At 59.3% G+C, this 18,083-nt stretch carries 22 protein-coding genes; 10 read left to right on the top strand and 12 right to left on the bottom strand.

Annotated features, from left to right (window positions below):
• Nucleotides 1–46 precede the first annotated feature (46 nt).
• A complete protein-coding gene (locus PFAS1_RS01715; protein WP_076027973.1) occupies nt 47–802 on the bottom strand; it encodes a spermidine synthase in 756 nt (251 codons plus the stop codon).
• Between the two features lie 149 nt (nt 803–951).
• Here PFAS1_RS01715 and PFAS1_RS01720 point away from each other — a divergent pair, with 149 nt between their 5' ends.
• Nucleotides 952–2,298 (top strand): class II 3-deoxy-7-phosphoheptulonate synthase, encoded by a 1,347-nt coding sequence (locus tag PFAS1_RS01720; RefSeq protein WP_076027974.1) that lies wholly within the window; start codon nt 952–954, stop codon nt 2,296–2,298.
• A gap of 109 nt (nt 2,299–2,407) precedes the next feature.
• Here the strand turns inward: PFAS1_RS01720 and PFAS1_RS01725 are convergent, their stop codons facing one another.
• Entirely contained in the window at nt 2,408–3,628 is a 1,221-nt protein-coding gene (locus PFAS1_RS01725) for a winged helix-turn-helix domain-containing protein (protein ID WP_076027975.1), read from the bottom strand.
• Between the two features lie 64 nt (nt 3,629–3,692).
• Complete coding sequence (locus tag PFAS1_RS01730; protein WP_074878333.1) at nt 3,693–3,908, bottom strand: DUF1127 domain-containing protein; 216 nt, start codon at nt 3,906–3,908, stop codon at nt 3,693–3,695.
• Nucleotides 3,909–4,003: 95 nt separating this feature from the next.
• Here PFAS1_RS01730 and PFAS1_RS01735 point away from each other — a divergent pair, with 95 nt between their 5' ends.
• Nucleotides 4,004–4,858 (top strand): LysR family transcriptional regulator, encoded by an 855-nt coding sequence (locus PFAS1_RS01735; RefSeq protein ID WP_076027976.1) that lies wholly within the window; start codon nt 4,004–4,006, stop codon nt 4,856–4,858.
• On the opposite strand, the gene PFAS1_RS01740 is transcribed toward PFAS1_RS01735, so the two are convergent.
• Nucleotides 4,848–5,597: a sulfite exporter TauE/SafE family protein gene (locus tag PFAS1_RS01740; RefSeq protein WP_076027977.1), complete on the bottom strand. Its 750-nt coding sequence runs from the start codon at nt 5,595–5,597 to the stop codon at nt 4,848–4,850. The genes PFAS1_RS01735 and PFAS1_RS01740 overlap by 11 nt on opposite strands.
• Before the next feature lie 112 nt (nt 5,598–5,709).
• On the opposite strand from PFAS1_RS01740, the gene PFAS1_RS01745 reads away from it, so the two are divergent.
• The 4 genes from PFAS1_RS01745 (at nt 5,710) to PFAS1_RS01760 (ending at nt 9,009) form a co-directional block, all read left to right on the top strand.
• Nucleotides 5,710–6,666 carry a LysR family transcriptional regulator gene (locus PFAS1_RS01745; RefSeq protein ID WP_076027978.1) on the top strand — a complete coding sequence of 319 codons (957 nt, stop codon included), beginning with the start codon at nt 5,710–5,712 and terminating at the stop codon, nt 6,664–6,666.
• 69 nt (nt 6,667–6,735) lie between these two features.
• On the top strand, nt 6,736–7,197 hold the full coding sequence (locus tag PFAS1_RS01750) for a MarR family winged helix-turn-helix transcriptional regulator (RefSeq protein WP_076031484.1): 462 nt from the start codon (nt 6,736–6,738) through the stop codon (nt 7,195–7,197).
• Between the two features lie 344 nt (nt 7,198–7,541).
• The gene (locus PFAS1_RS01755) at nt 7,542–7,961 is read left to right on the top strand and encodes an organic hydroperoxide resistance protein (protein ID WP_076027979.1); all 420 of its coding nucleotides are present in this window, start codon (nt 7,542–7,544) and stop codon (nt 7,959–7,961) included.
• Between the two features lie 34 nt (nt 7,962–7,995).
• A complete protein-coding gene (locus tag PFAS1_RS01760; protein ID WP_076027980.1) occupies nt 7,996–9,009 on the top strand; it encodes an alpha/beta hydrolase in 1,014 nt (337 codons plus the stop codon).
• A gap of 91 nt (nt 9,010–9,100) precedes the next feature.
• Here PFAS1_RS01760 and PFAS1_RS01765 read toward each other — a convergent pair whose 3' ends face one another.
• Together PFAS1_RS01765 and earP are read right to left on the bottom strand one after the other, a co-directional pair.
• Nucleotides 9,101–9,670: an elongation factor P gene (locus PFAS1_RS01765; protein WP_032626910.1), complete on the bottom strand. Its 570-nt coding sequence runs from the start codon at nt 9,668–9,670 to the stop codon at nt 9,101–9,103.
• A 48-nt stretch (nt 9,671–9,718) separates the two neighbouring features.
• Entirely contained in the window at nt 9,719–10,876 is a 1,158-nt protein-coding gene (gene earP, locus PFAS1_RS01770) for an elongation factor P maturation arginine rhamnosyltransferase EarP (protein ID WP_076027981.1), read from the bottom strand.
• A 124-nt stretch (nt 10,877–11,000) separates the two neighbouring features.
• Here earP and PFAS1_RS01775 point away from each other — a divergent pair, with 124 nt between their 5' ends.
• Nucleotides 11,001–11,411 carry a hypothetical protein gene (locus tag PFAS1_RS01775; protein ID WP_076027982.1) on the top strand — a complete coding sequence of 137 codons (411 nt, stop codon included), beginning with the start codon at nt 11,001–11,003 and terminating at the stop codon, nt 11,409–11,411.
• Nucleotides 11,412–11,425: 14 nt separating this feature from the next.
• The gene (locus tag PFAS1_RS01780; protein WP_056740335.1) at nt 11,426–11,908 is read left to right on the top strand and encodes a GreA/GreB family elongation factor; all 483 of its coding nucleotides are present in this window, start codon (nt 11,426–11,428) and stop codon (nt 11,906–11,908) included.
• A gap of 9 nt (nt 11,909–11,917) precedes the next feature.
• Here PFAS1_RS01780 and cysB read toward each other — a convergent pair whose 3' ends face one another.
• The 5 genes from cysB to PFAS1_RS01805 form a co-directional block, all read right to left on the bottom strand.
• Complete coding sequence (gene cysB / locus PFAS1_RS01785; protein WP_008148549.1) at nt 11,918–12,892, bottom strand: HTH-type transcriptional regulator CysB; 975 nt, start codon at nt 12,890–12,892, stop codon at nt 11,918–11,920.
• A 148-nt stretch (nt 12,893–13,040) separates the two neighbouring features.
• Entirely contained in the window at nt 13,041–13,544 is a 504-nt protein-coding gene (locus PFAS1_RS01790; protein WP_074878347.1) for a universal stress protein, read from the bottom strand.
• 94 nt (nt 13,545–13,638) lie between these two features.
• On the bottom strand, nt 13,639–14,544 hold the full coding sequence (locus tag PFAS1_RS01795; protein WP_074878349.1) for a 5'-nucleotidase: 906 nt from the start codon (nt 14,542–14,544) through the stop codon (nt 13,639–13,641).
• 25 nt (nt 14,545–14,569) lie between these two features.
• Entirely contained in the window at nt 14,570–15,526 is a 957-nt protein-coding gene (locus PFAS1_RS01800; protein ID WP_076027983.1) for a putative 2-dehydropantoate 2-reductase, read from the bottom strand.
• Nucleotides 15,523–15,909 carry a thioredoxin family protein gene (locus PFAS1_RS01805; protein WP_076027984.1) on the bottom strand — a complete coding sequence of 129 codons (387 nt, stop codon included), beginning with the start codon at nt 15,907–15,909 and terminating at the stop codon, nt 15,523–15,525. The genes PFAS1_RS01800 and PFAS1_RS01805 overlap by 4 nt, the downstream gene beginning before the upstream one ends.
• On the opposite strand from PFAS1_RS01805, the gene PFAS1_RS01810 reads away from it, so the two are divergent.
• Nucleotides 15,908–16,351: a PilZ domain-containing protein gene (locus tag PFAS1_RS01810; protein WP_076027985.1), complete on the top strand. Its 444-nt coding sequence runs from the start codon at nt 15,908–15,910 to the stop codon at nt 16,349–16,351. The two genes, PFAS1_RS01805 and PFAS1_RS01810, sit on opposite strands and share 2 nt — an antisense overlap.
• A gap of 183 nt (nt 16,352–16,534) precedes the next feature.
• Nucleotides 16,535–17,611, top strand: a complete 1,077-nt coding sequence (locus tag PFAS1_RS01815; RefSeq protein WP_007899930.1) for a 3-deoxy-7-phosphoheptulonate synthase — start codon at nt 16,535–16,537, stop codon at nt 17,609–17,611.
• Between the two features lie 70 nt (nt 17,612–17,681).
• On the opposite strand, the gene PFAS1_RS01820 is transcribed toward PFAS1_RS01815, so the two are convergent.
• A complete protein-coding gene (locus PFAS1_RS01820) occupies nt 17,682–17,969 on the bottom strand; it encodes a GNAT family N-acetyltransferase (protein ID WP_008057026.1) in 288 nt (95 codons plus the stop codon).
• Nucleotides 17,970–18,083 lie beyond the last annotated feature (114 nt).

Here is an 18,083-nt window from a genome sequence, read left to right on the forward strand (position 1 = left end):
CAGCCCAACGGGGGCAAGCCCCCTCGCCACAGTACCTCGCCTGCCTTCACGTCGCCGGGCGGATTGCCTTGATCAACGACTGCAACGAATACCCCAACCGCGGCGCCAGCCCTTCGGCGCGGGCGATCAAGCCGTCCATGTCCAGTTCCTGATCCAGCTCCGAAGGCACGAGCAGAATCACATTGCCCTCCTTCACCGGCAATTCCCAGTAATGCCGGTGATAGAGCCCGCGAAACAATGCGGCGCCCAACGGCTTGCCATCATCGGTGGCCCACTGGTTGATCACCAGCCAACCACCCGGGTTCAGGCGTTTTTGACAGTTTTCCAGGAAATTCCACGCCAGATGCCCGACACCTGGCCCGACATCGGTGTAGAGGTCGACAAAAATCAGATCCGCCGGCTCAGCGGTATCGAGCAGCTCCAGCGCATCGCCCACCCGGATATACAGTCGCGGATCGTCATCCAGCCCAAGGTATTCAATGGCCAGGCGCGGCACGTCAGGGCGCAACTCGATGGCTTCGACGTCTTCCAGCGGCAGGAACTTGAGGCAGGCCTGGGTCAGTGTGCCGGCACCGAGGCCGAGGAACAGCGCGGTTTCCGGCTGCTCGTGGCACAACGCGCCAATCAGCATCGCCCGGGTGTAATCGTATTCGAGCCAGCTCGGATCAGCCGTGAACACGCAGCTCTGTTCGATGGCATCACCGAACTCGAGAAAACGGTAATCGGCCACTTCCAGCACGCGAATCACGCCGAACTCATCCTGTACCTCGGCGAGCAGATGCTCGACGCGCTCCTCAGTCATTTCGTCTCCTGATCGTCGCCGTACCCGGCAACGTACTAAAACCGCGGAGTGGCGCGGCAAAAGCGCGATTGTCCGCGAAGCGACGGGAACAGGTCACGCACTAATTGCTGATAACATGACCGTCCGAGCGTAAAACACTAGAGACCGTGATGAGCCAACCCTGGAGCCCTGACAGCTGGCGCGCCCTGCCGATCCAGCAACAACCCCATTACCCCGACGCAGCGCATTTGCTGCACGTCGAGCAAACGCTGGCCAGTTATCCGCCGCTGGTGTTTGCCGGTGAAGCCCGGGAGTTGCGCCGTCAGTTTGCCGAAGTGACCCAGGGCCGCGCGTTTCTGCTGCAGGGCGGCGACTGCGCCGAAAGCTTCGCCGAGTTCTCCGCCGCGAAAATCCGCGACACTTTTAAAGTCCTGCTGCAAATGGCGATCGTCATGACCTTCGCCGCCGGTTGCCCGGTGGTCAAGGTCGGGCGCATGGCCGGGCAGTTCGCCAAGCCACGTTCGGCCAACGATGAAACCATCGACGGCGTCACCCTGCCGGCCTACCGTGGCGACATCGTCAACGGCATTGGCTTCGACGAAAAAAGCCGCGTGCCGGACCCGGAACGCCTGCTGCAGTCCTACCACCAGTCCACTGCAACCCTGAACCTGCTGCGCGCCTTCGCCCAAGGCGGTTTCGCCGACCTGCATCAGGTGCACAAGTGGAACCTGGACTTCATCGCCAACTCGGCGCTGGCGGAAAAATACAGCCACCTGGCCGATCGCATCGATGAAACCCTGGCGTTCATGCGCGCCTGCGGCATGGACAGTTCGCCGCAACTGCGCGAAACCAGTTTCTTCACCGCCCACGAAGCGCTGCTGCTGAACTACGAAGAAGCCTTTGTGCGTCGCGACAGCCTGACCAACGATTACTACGATTGCTCGGCGCACATGCTGTGGATCGGCGACCGCACCCGCCAGCTCGACGGCGCACACGTCGAGTTCCTGCGGGGCGTGAACAATCCAATCGGGGTCAAAGTCGGCCCCAGCATGAACCCCGAAGACCTGATTCGCCTGATCGACGTGCTCAACCCGGACAACGATCCGGGCCGTCTGAACCTGATTGCGCGGATGGGTGCGAACAAGGTCGGCGATCACCTGCCGCAACTGATCCGTGCTGTACAGCGCGAAGGCAAGCAAGTGCTGTGGAGTTGCGACCCGATGCACGGCAACACCATCAAGGCCAGCAGCGGCTACAAGACCCGCGACTTTGCGCAGATTCTTGGTGAGGTGAAGCAATTCTTCCAGGTTCACGAAGCCGAAGGCACGTATGCCGGCGGCATCCACATCGAGATGACCGGGCAGAATGTCACTGAGTGCATTGGTGGGGCGCGGCCGATTACCGAAGACGGGTTGTCGGATCGGTATCACACCCATTGCGACCCGCGGATGAATGCCGATCAGTCGCTGGAGTTGGCGTTTCTTATTGCCGAGACGCTGAAGCAAGTCCGACGCTAAATGATCGTTCCCACGCTCTGCGTGGGAATGCAGCCCGTGACGCTCCGCGCCACTGGACGCGGAGCGTCCCTAGAGGCATTCCCATGCAGAGCGTGGGAACGATCGGTGTTCAAAGCTGTGCCAATGCCACCCGCAACCGCGCCGCACTCGCCCGCGGACAATTCAACTGAACCTGCTCAAGCCCCAACCAATCCGCCATTCGCCGCAGATTGACCGCCAACGCCAGCATCCCCTCGTCATCCAGCCCCGGCTCTTCCTCATGCACCGCGTGCACCGCAAGCCTGCCCTGCGCCCGTTCGGCGCGCAGATCCACCCGCGCGGCAATCCGTTCATTGTGCAAAAACGGCAATACGTAGTAGCCGTAGACCCGCTTGTCCTGCGGCGTATAGATCTCCAACCGATAGCGAAAATCGAACAGGCGCTCGGTGCGACTGCGCTCCCAGATCAGTGAATCGAAGGGTGAAAGCAAGGCGCTGGCTTCGACCTTGCGCGGCACTTTCGGCTCAGGCAGACAATAGGCCGGTTGCCGCCAGCCCTGGACTTCACACGCCAGCAATTCACCCGCCTCCACCAGTTCCGCCAGGCGCGGACGGGCATCACCGGGACTCAGGCGAAAGTAATCGCGCAGGTCTTTTTCTGTTCCGACGCCCAACGCTGTCGCGGCATGCAGCAACAGGCCACGCTGGGCCTCGGCTTCACTCAGCAGCGGCTGCGCAAGAATCGCCGAAGGAATCACCCGCTCCGGCAGATCATAAAGCCGCTCGAACCCGCGCCGCCCGGCCACGGTCACTTCACCGGCGGCGAACAACCATTCCAGCGCATGCTTTTCCGCGCTCCAGTCCCACCAGGGCCCTGCCCGTTCCTGACGGGTCGACAGGCTGCCGGCCCCCAGCGCGCCAAGCTCCTGAACCGAGGCCAGAACCCGGCGAATCGTGTCCTGCCGCTCCTGACCGAAACGCACCAGTTGCTGATAGATATCTTCGCCACGGGTCGCGCGCAGCATGCGCCAGCGCATCAACGGGTACATCGCCAAGGGCAGCAACGAGGCTTCGTGCCCCCAATACTCGAAGAGCGTGCGCCGCCGGCCCGAACTCCAGGCAGCCTGGTCGAGCAAGTCGGATGAGTAATTGCCGAGGCGGGAAAACAAGGGAAGGTAGTGCGAACGCACCAATGCATTGACCGAATCGATCTGCAGAATGCCCAGCCGCTCGATCAGACGATTGAGCTGAACCGGTTTGATCGCCGCTGGCGGCTGGCGCCCGTTGAACCCTTGGGCGGCCAGCGCCAGACGTCGAGCCTGTTTGATGGAAAAGGACAGTGTTGCGCGCATGAGCATCTCCTTGTCTGCTCGCAACCTACCTCACCGGGAGACGGTTTGTGTAGTTGTGTATGACTCATTTGTGCATCGGGTCATCCCAGAATGGGCGGATGGCCTCGTGCTCGACATCCGCACGACTCAACCCGATGTCCTTCAACGCTTCATCACTCATGCCCGCCAACATTTCACGTTCACGGTGCAGTTCGTACCAGCGATTGAATTTGTGCAGCAAATCAGAGATCAGGTGCACCGAGTGTTTTTCTACGTCGACATAACCTTTTTGACCTTTCATCTTGTTGCCCTCCGTTTGGATGGCTCAAGTGTCGCGCCGGGACTAAGATCAATCCAACGAATGTTTCTGATGTAACACATCTCGGAGATTGATGAATGTCCGCCTTCCCAAGTATCGACACCGAAGTGCTGCGCACCTTTGTCGCCATCGCCGACCAGGGCGGTTTTACCCGCGCCGGCGAATTGGTCAATCGCACTCAGTCCGCCGTGAGCATGCAGATGAAGCGGCTGGAAGAGGATGTGTTGCAGCGTCAATTGTTCCAGCGCGACGGACGGCAGGTGCGGCTGACGGCTGAAGGTCAGGTGTTGCTGGGCTATGCCCGGCGCATCCTCAAACTGCACAGCGAGGTGTTCAATACGTTGCGCGAGCCGCACATGGTCGGCATGGTGCGCATCGGCACGCCGGACGATTACGTGATGCGTTTTTTGCCGGGGATTCTGCGGCGATTTGCCCAGACGTATCCGCTGATTCAGATCGAAGTGCACTGCGAATCATCAAAACAATTGCTGCTGCGCCAGGACCTCGACTTGACCATCGTCACCCGCGAGCCGGGCAACGAAATCGGCCAGTTACTGCGCAAGGAGCATTTTGTCTGGGCCGAGGCACAGTGTTTCAGCGCCCATGAGCAAACACCGTTGCCACTGGCGATGTTCAACAGTGATTGCTTCTGCCGCATATGGGCCTGCAATGCGCTGGACGCCATGGGTTGCGATTATCGCGTGGCGTACAACAGCGACAGCCTGTCGGCGATCATGGCGGTGGTCAGTGCCGGACTGGCTGTCACTGCGCAACTGGAAAGCCTGATCACGCCCGACATGCGCATTCTCGGTGAAGCCGAAGGCCTGCCCATACTGCCCGAAGCCAGCATCATGCTGGTGCGCAACCTGCACAACCCGTCGCCGATCACTGAGTGCCTGGCCGAACACATCGTCGAAGGTTTCAAACTTTAAGGGCGAGCATCACCGCACAGAACACCAGGAACCCACAGAACAACCCGCGCAGCAGTCGCTCTGGCAGTGCGTGGGCAATCCTCACGCCCCAACTGATGCTCATCAGACCGCCAACCGCCAAAGGCAGGCCGATCATCCAGTCCACCTGATGATGCACCGCGTAAGTCACCAGCGTGACGCCAGTACTGGGCAGCGCCAATGCCAGCGACAACCCCTGGGCAACCACCTGACTGGTGCCGAACAAACTGGTCAGCACTGGCGTTGCCACCACCGCCCCGCCCACGCCAAACAACCCGCCCATGGTGCCGGAGGCGGCGCCGAGCACGCCCAGCCATGGCCATGAGTAATTCATCTGCGCCGACACTGGCGCGTTGGCGCAGAACATTCGGATCAGGTTGTAGGCCGACAGAGCAATCAGGAACGCGACAAACCCGACGCGCATGGTTTGTGCATCGATGCCCACTGCCCAGATCGAACCGATCCAGGCAAAACAGAACCCCATCGAGGCCAATGGCAGCGCGTGGCGCAATTCAATGCGATTACGCTGGTGGTAACGCCACAGCGCCAGCATCACGTTGGGCACCACCATGACCAGCGCCGTGCCCTGGGCAATCTGCTGATCGAGGCCAAACAACACGCCCAGCAACGGGATCGCAATCAAACCACCGCCAATGCCGAACAACCCACCGAGGGTTCCCAGAGCGGCGCCAAACACCAGGTACATCAAAAACTCAATCACAGGCGATTTTCCCTTCACGTCAGGCTATTCATCCTACGCAGTCGGCACTGGCGGGGAAACGCACAGCAACGCACAATGGCTGTGCCAACTTCGCACAAGCGCTGACACCACCATGAACCCTGATCAATTGACCGAACAGCTGGGTCTGTTCCTCGACGTGCTGGAAACCGGCAGTTTTTCCGCCGCTTCCCGCCGTCATCCACTGACCCCTTCAGCCGTGGCCCGGCGCATCGACAGCCTGGAAAACGCCGTCGGCAGCCAGTTGTTCATTCGCAGCACCCACGCCGTGCGCGCCACCCCGGCGGGTTTGGCATTTGCCGAGCGCGCCCGACGGATCGTGGCTGAACTGCGGCTGGCTCGGGCTGAGGCGGTATCCTTGAGCAGCGCACCGGAGGGCTTGATTCGGATCGATGCACCGGCAGCCTTCGGACGGCGGCATCTGGCGCCGGTGATTGCCGACTTTCTGATGCTCTACCCCGGCCTCGACGTGCAGTTGCACCTGATCGACAGTTTCGTCGACATGCAGGGTTTGAATCTGGGCAAGGTCGATCTGGTGCTGCGCGCCGGGCAAATGGCCGATACCCGGCTGGTGGCCACGCCGCTGGCGAGCATGGTGCGCATCGCCTGCGCCAGCCCGGAGTATTTGCAACGGCGTGGTGTGCCGACCGATCCGGCGCAGTTGATTGAGCATGATGGCCTCGACTGGGATGGCCTGGCTCCTCCGTTCGCCTGGCGCTTCGAACGCAACGGGCAGATGCACTTGCACCGCCCGGCGCGCATCCGCATGGGTGCCAACAATGCCGAGGCGTTAGTCTGCGGCGCATTGGCCGGGCTGGGTATCGCACACTTGCCCACCTGGTTGACCAGCGAATACCTGTTACGCGGTGAATTGCTTCCGCTGTTCTGCGAACACGGCCTGCCACCACCGGAAACCACCGGCATTTATGCCTTGCGTCTTGAGCAACAACCCAATCCCCGTAGTCGCTTACTGCTGGAATACCTGAAAACCCGTTTCAGCCCGATCCCGCCGTGGGATCTGGCCCTGCAAAGCACCCTCGACCGGCACTAGGCTAGAATTATCTGGTGCATTAAAGATTCGCCCGCTAGATTTATGACGATCACTGATCAAGGCTTCGAAATGACCACCGAGCGCGACACCCCGGATAACTGCGACGACCTGCTGCTGGATAATCAGGCCTGCTTCGCCCTGCACTCCACCTCGCTGCTGATGACCAAGGTGTACAAGCCGCTGCTGCAAGCACTGGGCCTGACCTATCCGCAATACCTGGCGATGATGGTGTTGTGGGAACAGGACGGTTTGACCGTAGGCGAAATCAGCACGCGCCTGCTGACCGATCCAGGCTCACTGACGCCATTGCTCAAACGCCTGGAAGTCGAAGGTTTACTCAGCCGCACCCGCAGTCGTGAAGACGAACGGGTGGTGATTGTCGAACTTACCGAGCAGGGTCGTGCCTTGCGGGAACAAGCCCGCAGTATCCCCCGGTGCATCCTCGGCGCCAGCGGGATGACTCTGGAGCGGCTGCAGAAATTACAAGCGGAGCTGCAAGCGCTGCGCAGTAATCTGCAGAACAGTCTCTAACCTCCAAACCACCAAAATCCCCCTGTGGGAGCGGGCTTGCTCGCGAATGCGGTGTGTCAGACAACATTGATCTTGACTGACACACCGCATTCGCGAGCAAGCCCGCTCCCACAGGGGATGGATGGTGTGCCTTCTGCCTCATTTCCCCGTAAAAAAATTCCTCGCTGAAAAATCCTGCCGCGACCGCTCTAGCTCAACACATCCAATCAGCGCCCACTTCTTAAACCAACCTCTCTTCGAAAATATATCTTGCGCGATAAATATTTGCGCGATACATTCATCTCGCACTTACTTAGCGCGCAAACATTTAGCGCAAAACATCAAACCCGAATGAGGCTCACACCATGCAAACTCTCTACACCGCTATCGCAACTTCCACCGGCGGCCGTGACGGTCGTGCGGTTTCCAGCGACAACATCCTCGACGTCAAACTCGCCACGCCCAAAGAACTCGGTGGTGCCGGCGGTGCAGCGACCAACCCTGAGCAACTGTTCGCAGCCGGTTACTCCGCCTGCTTCATCGGCGCGCTGAAATTCGTCGCCAGCCAGACCAAACGCAAGATCCCGGACGACGCTTCGATCACCGCCCATGTCGGCATCGGCCAGATCCCTGGCGGTTTCGGCCTGGACATCGACCTGCACATCAGCTTGCCGGGGCTTGAACAAGCCGATGCACAAAGCCTTGTCGACGCTGCACACCAGGTCTGCCCGTACTCCAACGCCACCCGTGGCAACATCGATGTGCGTTTGCACGTCACCGTCTAACCGCTGATTCCCAGGCCCGAACCAGGAAACGAACATGCGCACTTTCAGTAAAGTCTTGACCGGCACCCTTCTCGCCTTGTCCATCCACAGCGCGTTCGCGGGCGACGGGGTTGAACACAACACCCAAGCGTTCCTCGATGTTCTGAACGCCGGCACCGGCAAACCGATGGAACAACTCACCCCTGAAGAAGCCCGCGCGGTGCTGGTCGGCGCGCAGGCTGGGGTGAAACTGACGCTGCCAAAAGCCGATGTCAGCGAGAAGACTATTCAAGTCAACGGCCAGCCGCTCAGCCTGACCATCGTTCGACCGGCCGGGGTCAAAGGTGAGCTGCCAGTGTTCATGTTCTTCCACGGCGGCGGCTGGGTGCTGGGGGATTTCCCGACCCACGAACGTCTGGTTCGGGACTTGGTCACCGGTTCGGGGGCGGCGGCGGTGTTCGTCAATTACACGCCTTCGCCGGAAGCGCATTACCCGGTGGCGATCAACCAGGCTTACGCCGCAACCCGATGGGTGGCTGAGCACGGTAAAGAGATCAACGTCGACGGCAAACGTCTGGCCGTGGTCGGTAACAGCGTCGGCGGCAACATGGCAGCGGTGGTTGCGCTGATGGCCAAAGACAAGGGCACGCCGGCGATCAGGTTCCAGGCGCTGCTGTGGCCGGTGACTGACGCCAGCTTCGAGACGGCGTCCTACAACCAGTTTGCCGAGGGGCACTTCCTCACCAAAAACATGATGAAGTGGTTCTGGGACAACTACACCACCGACGCCAAACAGCGTAACGAGATCTATGCCTCGCCGCTGCGGGCGACGACTGCTCAACTCAAGGGTCTGCCACCCGCGCTGGTGCAGACGGCGAGCGCCGATGTCCTGCGCGATGAGGGTGAAGCCTACGCTCGCAAACTCGACGAAGCCGGGGTGCCGGTTACCTCGGTTCGTTACAACGGCATGATCCACGACTACGGCTTGCTCAATGTGGTGAGCCAGGTGCCTGCGGTGCGTTCAGCGATGCTTCAAGCGTCCGAAGAGCTCAAGCAACACCTGAAGTAAGCGCATTTCAAATGGGTTCATTGTTGAACCTGAAATGCGCTCACAAAAAAGCCCGACTCAATGGTCGGGCTTTTCATTCCTGAAGCAGTGCTTACTTAGCACGGCCTTTGTAGGAACCGCCTTCGCGGGTATCGATTTCGATCCTGTCACCGATTTCGATGAAGTCAGCAACTTGCAGCTCAGTGCCGTTGCTCAGCTTGGCAGGCTTCATCACCTTGCCGGAAGTGTCACCGCGAGCCGAACCTTCGGTGTAGTCAACTACGCGCACGATGGTGGTCGGCAGTTCTACGGAAACCAGACGCTCTTCGAAGAAGATCGCTTCGCAAACATCGGTCATGCCTTCTTCAACGAAAGGCAGAACGGCTTCGATGTCTTCAGCGTTCAGCTCGTACATGGTGTAGTCGGTGGTGTCCATGAACGTGTAGGTGTCGCCGCTGATGAAGGACAGGGTCGCTTCTTTGCGGTCGAGGATTACGTCGTCCAGCTTGTCGTCAGCGCTGTAAACGATCTCGGTCTTGTAACCGGTCAGCAGGTTTTTCAGCTTGGTCTTCATGATCGCGCTGTTACGACCAGACTTGGTGAATTCAGCTTTCTGAACCAGCCAAGGATCGTTTTCGAGACGGATCACGGTACCGGGTTTCAGTTCTTTACCAGTTTTCATTGCGAATATCCGAATTTGGATGGGATTTACAAAAATCTAGGCCGCGTATCATATCCAATTTACATAAAACTGTACCAGCGCTGCGGCAAGATCTGCCTGCAAAGCTTGTTCCAGACACCACGCTTCGGCGTGTTTTTGCAGTTCGGGCCAGTGTTTGCGGGTCGATTGCCAGTGCACGGTCATATTGTCACCCGCATTCCACGCTCGCCAAAGACCGCTGATCGCCTCGCGGGCAGGCTCGGACAGGCCTTTGGTGTACAGCGCGAGGAAGGCGTCGAGCTTGTCCAGATGTATGTCTTCGTCCTGCTGATAGATGTGCCAGAGCAGTGGCCGGCCCGCCCATTGGGCGCGAACAAAAGAATCTTCACCGCGCACGGCATTGAAATCGCAGCACCAGAGCAGGTGATCGTATTGATCCTGTCGGACGAACGGCAGCACTTGCACGGTCAATTCACCACGCACATGCACCGCGCCGGCCACCAGACCGTCCACCCCGAGCCAACGTTCGACATCCCCAAGAATCCGGCCTTCGGGCACCAGCAGATGAGTGGGCGTCGAGTCGGCAACCATTGCCTCGAGCCAGCTGGCCAGCCCTTTATTTTCGTAGGCAAACAGCGAGATCAACTGCGCACCTTGCGCAGGATCGATCCCCAAGCCTTGGAGGAATTCTCGCTGAGCCTCGGGGTTTTGCTGAAACTGCTGACGACGCTCAAGCAATCCGCTTTCACGCAACAAGCCACCGGTGCCCTTTTGAAACCCCGGGAAGAAGAAGAATTTTTGTACGCTCTTGTACTTCACCGACGGCAAGCCGTGGCAGCCGACGACCCAGTCCTCGGCACTCAGGTAGTCGAGATTCATCCACAGCGGCGGTTTTTCCCGCTCGGCCATGGCCTCCATGTAGGCACTCGGCAACTGGCAGGCGAACGCTGCAATCACCACATCAGCGGCTTCAGTGGGCTGCCAGTCGGCCGTCCACTGACGCACTTCGACGCCCTGCTGCCATTGCTGTGAGGCATTGATGTCGATGTCCGGGCACAAACGCTCGAAGGCGCGCAAATCATCGACCCACAAGCGCACCGCCACCGAATGTTCGGCCACCAGTTGTCGGGCCAGACGCCAGGTCACGCCGATGTCACCAAAGTTGTCGACCACGGCGCAAAAAATATCCCAGCGCCAGCAGTTTTTTACTTGAGGCATTTCAGGCATTCCAGGCTCCCGTTGGCAAAGGCGCCGATTGTCCTCATAAATTACCCCGTGCAGAAGAGCCGACGGCGATTAATCTTCATGCGACAATCGCCACTCGCCCGCGACCACCCGCCAGGAGGCAGCCATGCCCAACCGTCCCAATCCGCGCCGCCCGCTGCTGATCCAGCTCAGCGCCTTGCAACTGACGGGCAGCATTGCCCTGGGAATGTGGCTGGGGTTTATCGCGATCGCGCTGACGTGCTGGCTCGCCTCTCGACTGTTGTTCAGCGAACAACTGGCGCCCGTGGCTGAAGCCGTGCAGCAACTGGCCAAACCACCGGTGGTGGCGCAACCGGTGCCGGACATTCCACCGCAGAGCCCATTATTCGATCAGTACGAAGAAAACCTGCGCAAGAACGAGCAGCAGCAACGTATGGATCAGGCTCGCAGCACCGGACGCAATCTGTCCAACCCAAAATGCCAGTTCTGGTTGCAACAAGACCAGACTGCGCCGAGCGAAAAAAGCCGCGCCAACGTCCTGCAGTTCTGCGATTGATCAAGAAGTCCTCTATGCACAAGCCGACCGTCCACCAACTGATTCTCGACAAGCTGCGGATCGACCTCGACATCGCCGAGCGCGCCGCACAAACCGCTTACGAAACCGCGACCCACGAAGAAAACATCGCTGAGAACAAGTACGACACGCTGGGTCTGGAGGCGTCTTACCTGGCAGCTGGGCAGGCCAAACGTGTGGAGGAAATCCGGCAGTCACTGACACTTTGCCAGAACCTGACGCTGCGACCTTACGACGATCAGCGTGGCATCGAAGTGGGCGCCCTGCTCGGTCTGGAAGATGAAAAGGGTCGTGAGCAATGGTTGTTTCTGGCACCTGACGCGGCCGGGCTGAAGGTTGATCTGGTGGGGCAATGGATTACCGTCATCACCCCTCGCTCACCGCTGGGCAAGAGTCTGCTGGGCAAGTTCGAAGGGGACGAGGTGGAGATTCTGGTGGCGGGTGCTCGGCAACAGTTTTCTGTTACCGAGGTGGTCTGACGCGGGAGATTAATGCACCGGCAATTCGACGCCGTCGAACAGCTCTTCCAGTTCCTGTTTGTTGTGGCACTGGATCGCCTTGGCCATGACTTCGCGGGTCAGGTGCGGGGCGAACTTCTCGATGAAGTCGCACATGAAGCCACGCAGGAACGTGCCGCGGCGGAAACCGATTTTAGTAATGCTGGATTCGAACAAGTCGCTGGCATCAAGCATGACCAGATCGCTATCGAGTTTGGCATCGACCGCCATCTTCGCCACGATACCCACGCCCAGCCCCAGGCGAACATACGTCTTGATCACGTCGGCGTCGGCGGCGGTAAACACCACTTTCGGTGTCAGGCCGCGATGGCTGAACGCTTCGTCGAGCTTCGAGCGACCGGTGAAACCGAATACGTACGTCACGATCGGGTATTCGGCCAAGGCTTCGAGGGTCAGCTTCGACAGCTTGGTCAGCGGGTGGCCCTGAGGCACGACCACGCAGCGGTTCCAGCGATAGCACGGCATCATCACCAGATCACCGAACAGCTCCAGCGCTTCGGTGGCGATGGCGAAATCGACGGTGCCGTCAGCGGCCATTTCAGCGATCTGCATCGGCGAACCCTGGTGCATGTGCAGGGCAACGTCCGGGTATTGCTTGATGAAATTACTGATCACCGGTGGCAACGCATAACGCGCCTGGGTGTGCGTGGTGGCGATCGACAGGGTGCCTTTCTTCTCGTTGGAGAATTCCTGGGCGATCTGCTTGATGCTTTCAACTTTGCGCAGGATCTCGCCGGCGGTGGTGATAATGCGCTCGCCGGCCGGGGTGACGCGGGTCAGGTGCTTGCCGCTGCGGGCGAAAACCTCAACCCCCAATTCGTCTTCCAGCAGACGGATCTGCTTACTGATGCCCGGTTGCGACGTGTAAAGGCTTTGGGCTGTAGCGGAAACGTTGAGGTCGTGGTGCGCCACTTCCCAGATGTAGCGCAGTTGTTGAAGCTTCATATGAATCCCTCAAAGCAGGTAGACGCCACGGGCATCAGCGACGGTATATAACTATATTAATGGTTTGAAGAATAAATCTAGAACTTTTTTATCAAACTGCCACTATTCGTGTTCTGGTGTCCTGCCCCGTGAATGCGAGGCAGGAACACTAACGATCCCCTTGCCGACGACGTTCCACCAGCGGCACCAGATAGACCGGTACCCGCGACAGTTGCAACACCCGCGCCGCAGTCCGCCCCAAAGGCGTTTCCGCGCCAGCACCATGGCTATGACTTCCTACGATCAACAAATCCACGGAGAGTTTCTGCGCCTGGTCGAGAATCACCTGGGACGGATCGCCCTGAAGCACCCGTACTGCTTTGATCCGCTCAAGGTCCTGCTCCCCTTCATCCCCCAACTCTTCACGAAAGCTATCGAGCACCCGATGCTCGATATTGGCGATCACCGTATTCAGGCCCTGACTGTGAAACTCGTTCAACGACTGCTCATCGAGGTAACTCTGAAGCACCGACTCGGCGAACAGCCCCATCGGTTCAACGGCATGCACTACGTAGAGATCGGCATTGAATGTGCGCGCCAGCGCCAAGGCATGCTGCATGACCAAAGGCGCGTACAAGCCGAGGTCAGTGGCGTACAGCATCGAATGAATCATATGACCTCCTCGAGTGCCGACATGGCGGAGATTGATTCAGCTTAGCAGTGCCTTGGCGAGTGCGGCGTTTCGCGCAACGCGTTGAAGCGTGGGCTTAAACCTTTTGCTCGTTGCTTATGCCGTGCGGCACATGTCCGGTGGCGACCACCTCGCGGGCCAACTCGCAATGACCCGCCTGATCGTCGAAAAACACGTCGGCGGCAAAGGCTTCGAGAAACGCCGACTTGGTCAGGCCGCCGAGAAACAGCGACTCGTCCAGACGAATGTCCCATTCGCGCAAGGTACGAATCACTCGCTCATGGGCCGGCGCCGACCGCGCGGTCACCAGTGCGGTGCGGATCGGACAGGCGTCTTCCGGGAACTCGCGTTGCAACAGATTGAGGGCGGCGAGGAAGCCTTTGAACGGCCCGCCGCGCAGGGGCTCGCGGGCAGCCTCACGCTCGCTGGCCTGAAACGCTTCCAGGCCGCCGGACTGATAGACGCGCTCCGATTCGTCGGAAAACAGCACCGCGTCACCATCGAAAGCAATGCGCAATTCATCACTGGCCGCACGGCTGGCGCCACCCGACAGAATGGTCGCCGCGGCGAACCCGGCATCCAGCGCACTGCGCACGTCTTCGGCATGCGTCGATAAAAACAGGTCACAGCCGAAGGCCTTGAGGTACGGATAAGGACTTCGTCCGCCGACAAACGCCGCGCGGGAAATCGCCAGGCCATAGTGGTGGATCGAATTGAAAACCCGCAGGCCGGTGTCGGCACTGTTGCGCGACACCAGGATCACCTCGACCCGGGCGCGGCCAAGGCTGGCGTTCAAGTTGAGGAGTTTCTGTACCAAGGGAAATGCATCACCGGGCTCGAGGATTTCGTCCTCGTGTTCGATCTGATATTGCCGATAGGCTTCGACGCCGCTCGACAGATAGACCTTGTGGCTTTCGCTCAGGTCGAACAGCGCACGCGAAGAAATCGCCAGCACCAGTTTGTCGTCGATAGTCTTTGCCATGCCCTTCCCCCTCAGGTTGATCGACTCAGGTGTTACGTCGATCGATAAAACTCAAACTGCGATACAAGGCTTCGATTCGCGGCAACTCGCACCCTGCGGCCTTCGCTGCCGCCAGCGGCCGGGCGTAAATGGCCTCCAGCTCAAGCGGTCGTTTGTGCAGAAAGTCGTGGTACATGCTCGGCCAATAGTCCGGCATTTTCTCGGTCATCATGAACAGATGATCGGCATAACCGGCCGGTACGTCGTGACCACAGGCGATTGCGCCCTGAACCACTTCAGCCATCAGCGCCTTGATCAATTCCCGACTGTCGGCATCGGCCATCAACGGCGTGGTACTGGCCCCGAGCAGCACCGACAGACCGTTGTAGGGGATATTCCAGACCAGTTTTTGCCAGCGCGCCTGATGCAGGTTCGCCATGGCCTGGGAGTCGATGCCCGCGGCGCGGAACAGTCCGGCACCCTCCTCGACAATCGCCATGCGCGCCTGCTGGTCGGTTGCTGGGCCGCTGTGATAGCCGACATTGACCGCGCCGAGCGCCTGATGAGTGATGACGCCTGGTCCGTCGCGATGGACGCAGATATAGCAGAGCCCACCGAGCACGTGCAGCGACTCGGGGAGCAACGCTCGCAGGCTGTCTTCAACGTCCAGGCCATTTTGCATCAGCAGCACTTTGGCATTCGGTGCCGCGGCTTGAATGATTGTCGGTGCCAGTTGGGCGTTGTTGGTGGTTTTCGCGCCCACCAGCAACCAGTCACAGGGCGGCATGTCTTCGGCACTCGAATACGCCTGAACCGGATTCAATGTCAGCGCGCCGTGCACTGCACTGTTGAGCCGCAATCCGCGCTCGGCCACCGCCGAAAACTCACTGCGCAACAGAAAATGCACATCGAAACCGGCACGCGCCAGCATCAATCCGTAAAAACCGCCGATCGCACCGGTGCCGATAATACCGATTGTCGGTTTGGTCACTGCCCCCATCATGGCAACTCCTCTGCAATTCGACTCAACGCCTGAGCCACGGCTGCATTGAGCTCCGTGCGGGTCAGGCGCGATTTTAATACCCCGAAAAATTCACCGTCGCGCACCACAAACAGCGCCGGCAAATAGAAAACCTGGTAACGCTCGACCACCCCGCCATTGTTCCCGGCATCGATCCAGCAAAGCCGATCGACATCCAGATCGAGTCGCGGCAATTGCTCACGGGCAAAACGGCAACTGGCGCAGCCGACGCTGGTGAAAATGACCAGCGACACACCGCTCATCGCCAGCAGCCGTTGGTCGGCGTCGAAATCAGTCAGTTCCGATTCGACCACTATACTGGGTGGAACAATGTCAGATGGCCGACACATGGAGTCCGTGTTCATGGGACGTTTTATTCCTCACCCTGACGATGTGCCCGTCGAATTAACGTTGCTCAAACCTGAGTGTATTTCACGGCAACAGCTGCACACTATCAGCCTCGGGGGCATGGCTTGCAATTATCACCGGGCGTGGCGCCACGGTACGGCGCTGGAAATTCGCATGCCGACGTTGAACCCCGACATGCGTTTTCTGGGCTATGTTGCGTGGTGCCTGCGACGCAAGCGCGGTTATCTGGTAGGCATCGCCTTCGTTGACGAACAGATGATGTTCAGCGCCCGGATGGGCGAGCAGGTGTGCCAGATCGAACGTTACTGCCGTCTGCATGACGCGCATCACGACCTGCAGGAAACGCAGGCCCTGGCCCTCGAATGGGTCCAGGAACATGCCGAAGAATTCTCTCACGACTCGGTTCGCAAGGCATTTGCACAGGTCCTGCTGGATTAGCAGGAGCATTCTCAATGGGGTTTCCCCGCGAAAACTAATTGAGAATGCCCCTTAAACCGGTGTCTGCCCATTGTCGAGCCACGGTGTAACGCGCTAAGGTTCTGCTCCCCGACGCGCTTAATTTGCTGTGCTCCGCCGCGCGGGTTCGCTGGCGGCCGGCACCCGTGACCTGACGAGTAAACGATGGCTGATTTACCGATCAACGACCTAAACGTCGCTTCCAACGAGACGCTGATCACTCCCGATCAGCTCAAGCGTGACATCCCTTTGAGCGACGCTGCCCTGCGCACTGTCACCAAGGGCCGCGAAGTCATTCGCAATATTCTTGATGGCACCGACCACCGCCTGTTTGTTGTCATCGGGCCTTGCTCGATCCACGACATCAAGGCTGCCCACGAATACGCCGAGCGCCTGAAGGCGCTTGCGGCTGAAGTGTCCGATACCCTGTATCTGGTCATGCGCGTGTATTTCGAGAAGCCACGCACCACCGTCGGCTGGAAAGGTTTGATCAACGATCCGTACCTGGACGACTCCTTCAAGATTCAGGACGGTCTGCACATCGGTCGTCAATTGTTGCTGGACCTGGCCGAGATGGGCCTGCCGACCGCAACTGAAGCCCTCGACCCGATCTCCCCGCAGTACTTGCAGGACCTGATCAGCTGGTCGGCAATCGGTGCGCGCACCACAGAATCCCAAACCCACCGTGAAATGGCCTCCGGCCTGTCCTCGGCAGTCGGCTTCAAGAACGGCACCGACGGCGGCCTGACGGTCGCTATCAACGCCCTGCAATCGGTTTCCAGCCCTCACCGCTTCCTGGGTATCAACCAGGAAGGTGGCGTGTCGATCGTCACCACCAAGGGCAATGCCTACGGTCACGTGGTACTGCGCGGTGGCAACGGCAAGCCGAACTACGATTCGGTCAGCGTCGCACTCTGCGAGCAAGCGCTGAACAAAGCGAAGATCAAGCCGAACATCATGGTCGATTGCAGCCACGCCAACTCCAACAAGGACCCGGCCTTGCAACCGCTGGTGATGGAGAACGTCGCCAACCAGATTCTCGAAGGCAACCAGTCGATCATCGGCCTGATGGTCGAAAGTCACCTGAACTGGGGCTGCCAGGCGATCCCGAAAGACCTCGCCGACCTGCAATACGGCGTATCGATCACCGATGCCTGCATCGACTGGACCGCCACCGAAAACACCTTGCGCAGCATGCATGCCAAGCTCAAGGATGTGCTGCCAAAACGCGATCGCAGCTGATCACTTTTCGCCGTACAAAAAAACGCCGGGCTTAACCCGGCGTTTTTTATGCGTTCGATTCTTTGAAAGGTTACTGGCTCAGCTTGGCTGCATGCCGCTGGTGGCGCTCCATGTAGCGTTCCACGTAGGAACACGATGGAATGACGGTGTAACCCATTTCCTCAGCGTACTCCAACGCCTTCTCGGTCAAGGCTGCCGCAATGCCGCGGCCACGCAGCGCGTTGGGCACGAAGGTGCGATAGATATCCAGGGTCTGTTTCCCCAGATCCATATAGGTCAGGTAGGCACGATGACCGTCCACATTGGTCTCGAACTGATGACCAGCCTGGTCATGGTGGATGGACAACGCCTCGCTCATCACTACTCCTCGCGGGTCTGGAATTCTGACCCCTACCTTACCGATGTTTTTCCGGCGAAGGAACATCTACGCCACCCCGTGCCTGAATGGACACCGAGAAGAACTGCACCCATC

This window comes from Pseudomonas frederiksbergensis (assembly GCF_001952935.1).
In the GTDB taxonomy this organism is placed as follows: domain Bacteria; phylum Pseudomonadota; class Gammaproteobacteria; order Pseudomonadales; family Pseudomonadaceae; genus Aquipseudomonas; species Aquipseudomonas frederiksbergensis.

What these genes read in the sequence shown, in the direction of transcription:
- PFAS1_RS01715 (WP_076027973.1), bottom strand. Translation starts at nt 802, where the DNA reads ATGACTGAGGAGCGCGTCGAGCATCTGCTCGCCGAGGTACAGGATGAG.
- PFAS1_RS01720 (WP_076027974.1), top strand. Translation starts at nt 952, where the DNA reads ATGAGCCAACCCTGGAGCCCTGACAGCTGGCGCGCCCTGCCGATCCAG.
- PFAS1_RS01725 (WP_076027975.1), bottom strand. Translation starts at nt 3,628, where the DNA reads ATGCGCGCAACACTGTCCTTTTCCATCAAACAGGCTCGACGTCTGGCG.
- PFAS1_RS01730 (WP_074878333.1), bottom strand. Translation starts at nt 3,908, where the DNA reads ATGAAAGGTCAAAAAGGTTATGTCGACGTAGAAAAACACTCGGTGCAC.
- PFAS1_RS01735 (WP_076027976.1), top strand. Translation starts at nt 4,004, where the DNA reads ATGTCCGCCTTCCCAAGTATCGACACCGAAGTGCTGCGCACCTTTGTC.
- PFAS1_RS01745 (WP_076027978.1), top strand. Translation starts at nt 5,710, where the DNA reads ATGAACCCTGATCAATTGACCGAACAGCTGGGTCTGTTCCTCGACGTG.
- PFAS1_RS01750 (WP_076031484.1), top strand. Translation starts at nt 6,736, where the DNA reads ATGACCACCGAGCGCGACACCCCGGATAACTGCGACGACCTGCTGCTG.
- PFAS1_RS01755 (WP_076027979.1), top strand. Translation starts at nt 7,542, where the DNA reads ATGCAAACTCTCTACACCGCTATCGCAACTTCCACCGGCGGCCGTGAC.
- PFAS1_RS01760 (WP_076027980.1), top strand. Translation starts at nt 7,996, where the DNA reads ATGCGCACTTTCAGTAAAGTCTTGACCGGCACCCTTCTCGCCTTGTCC.
- PFAS1_RS01765 (WP_032626910.1), bottom strand. Translation starts at nt 9,670, where the DNA reads ATGAAAACTGGTAAAGAACTGAAACCCGGTACCGTGATCCGTCTCGAA.
- earP (WP_076027981.1), bottom strand. Translation starts at nt 10,876, where the DNA reads ATGCCTGAAATGCCTCAAGTAAAAAACTGCTGGCGCTGGGATATTTTT.
- PFAS1_RS01775 (WP_076027982.1), top strand. Translation starts at nt 11,001, where the DNA reads ATGCCCAACCGTCCCAATCCGCGCCGCCCGCTGCTGATCCAGCTCAGC.
- PFAS1_RS01780 (WP_056740335.1), top strand. Translation starts at nt 11,426, where the DNA reads ATGCACAAGCCGACCGTCCACCAACTGATTCTCGACAAGCTGCGGATC.
- cysB (WP_008148549.1), bottom strand. Translation starts at nt 12,892, where the DNA reads ATGAAGCTTCAACAACTGCGCTACATCTGGGAAGTGGCGCACCACGAC.
- PFAS1_RS01790 (WP_074878347.1), bottom strand. Translation starts at nt 13,544, where the DNA reads ATGATTCATTCGATGCTGTACGCCACTGACCTCGGCTTGTACGCGCCT.
- PFAS1_RS01795 (WP_074878349.1), bottom strand. Translation starts at nt 14,544, where the DNA reads ATGGCAAAGACTATCGACGACAAACTGGTGCTGGCGATTTCTTCGCGT.
- PFAS1_RS01800 (WP_076027983.1), bottom strand. Translation starts at nt 15,526, where the DNA reads ATGATGGGGGCAGTGACCAAACCGACAATCGGTATTATCGGCACCGGT.
- PFAS1_RS01810 (WP_076027985.1), top strand. Translation starts at nt 15,908, where the DNA reads ATGGGACGTTTTATTCCTCACCCTGACGATGTGCCCGTCGAATTAACG.
- PFAS1_RS01805 (WP_076027984.1), bottom strand. Translation starts at nt 15,909, where the DNA reads ATGAACACGGACTCCATGTGTCGGCCATCTGACATTGTTCCACCCAGT.
- PFAS1_RS01815 (WP_007899930.1), top strand. Translation starts at nt 16,535, where the DNA reads ATGGCTGATTTACCGATCAACGACCTAAACGTCGCTTCCAACGAGACG.
- PFAS1_RS01820 (WP_008057026.1), bottom strand. Translation starts at nt 17,969, where the DNA reads ATGAGCGAGGCGTTGTCCATCCACCATGACCAGGCTGGTCATCAGTTC.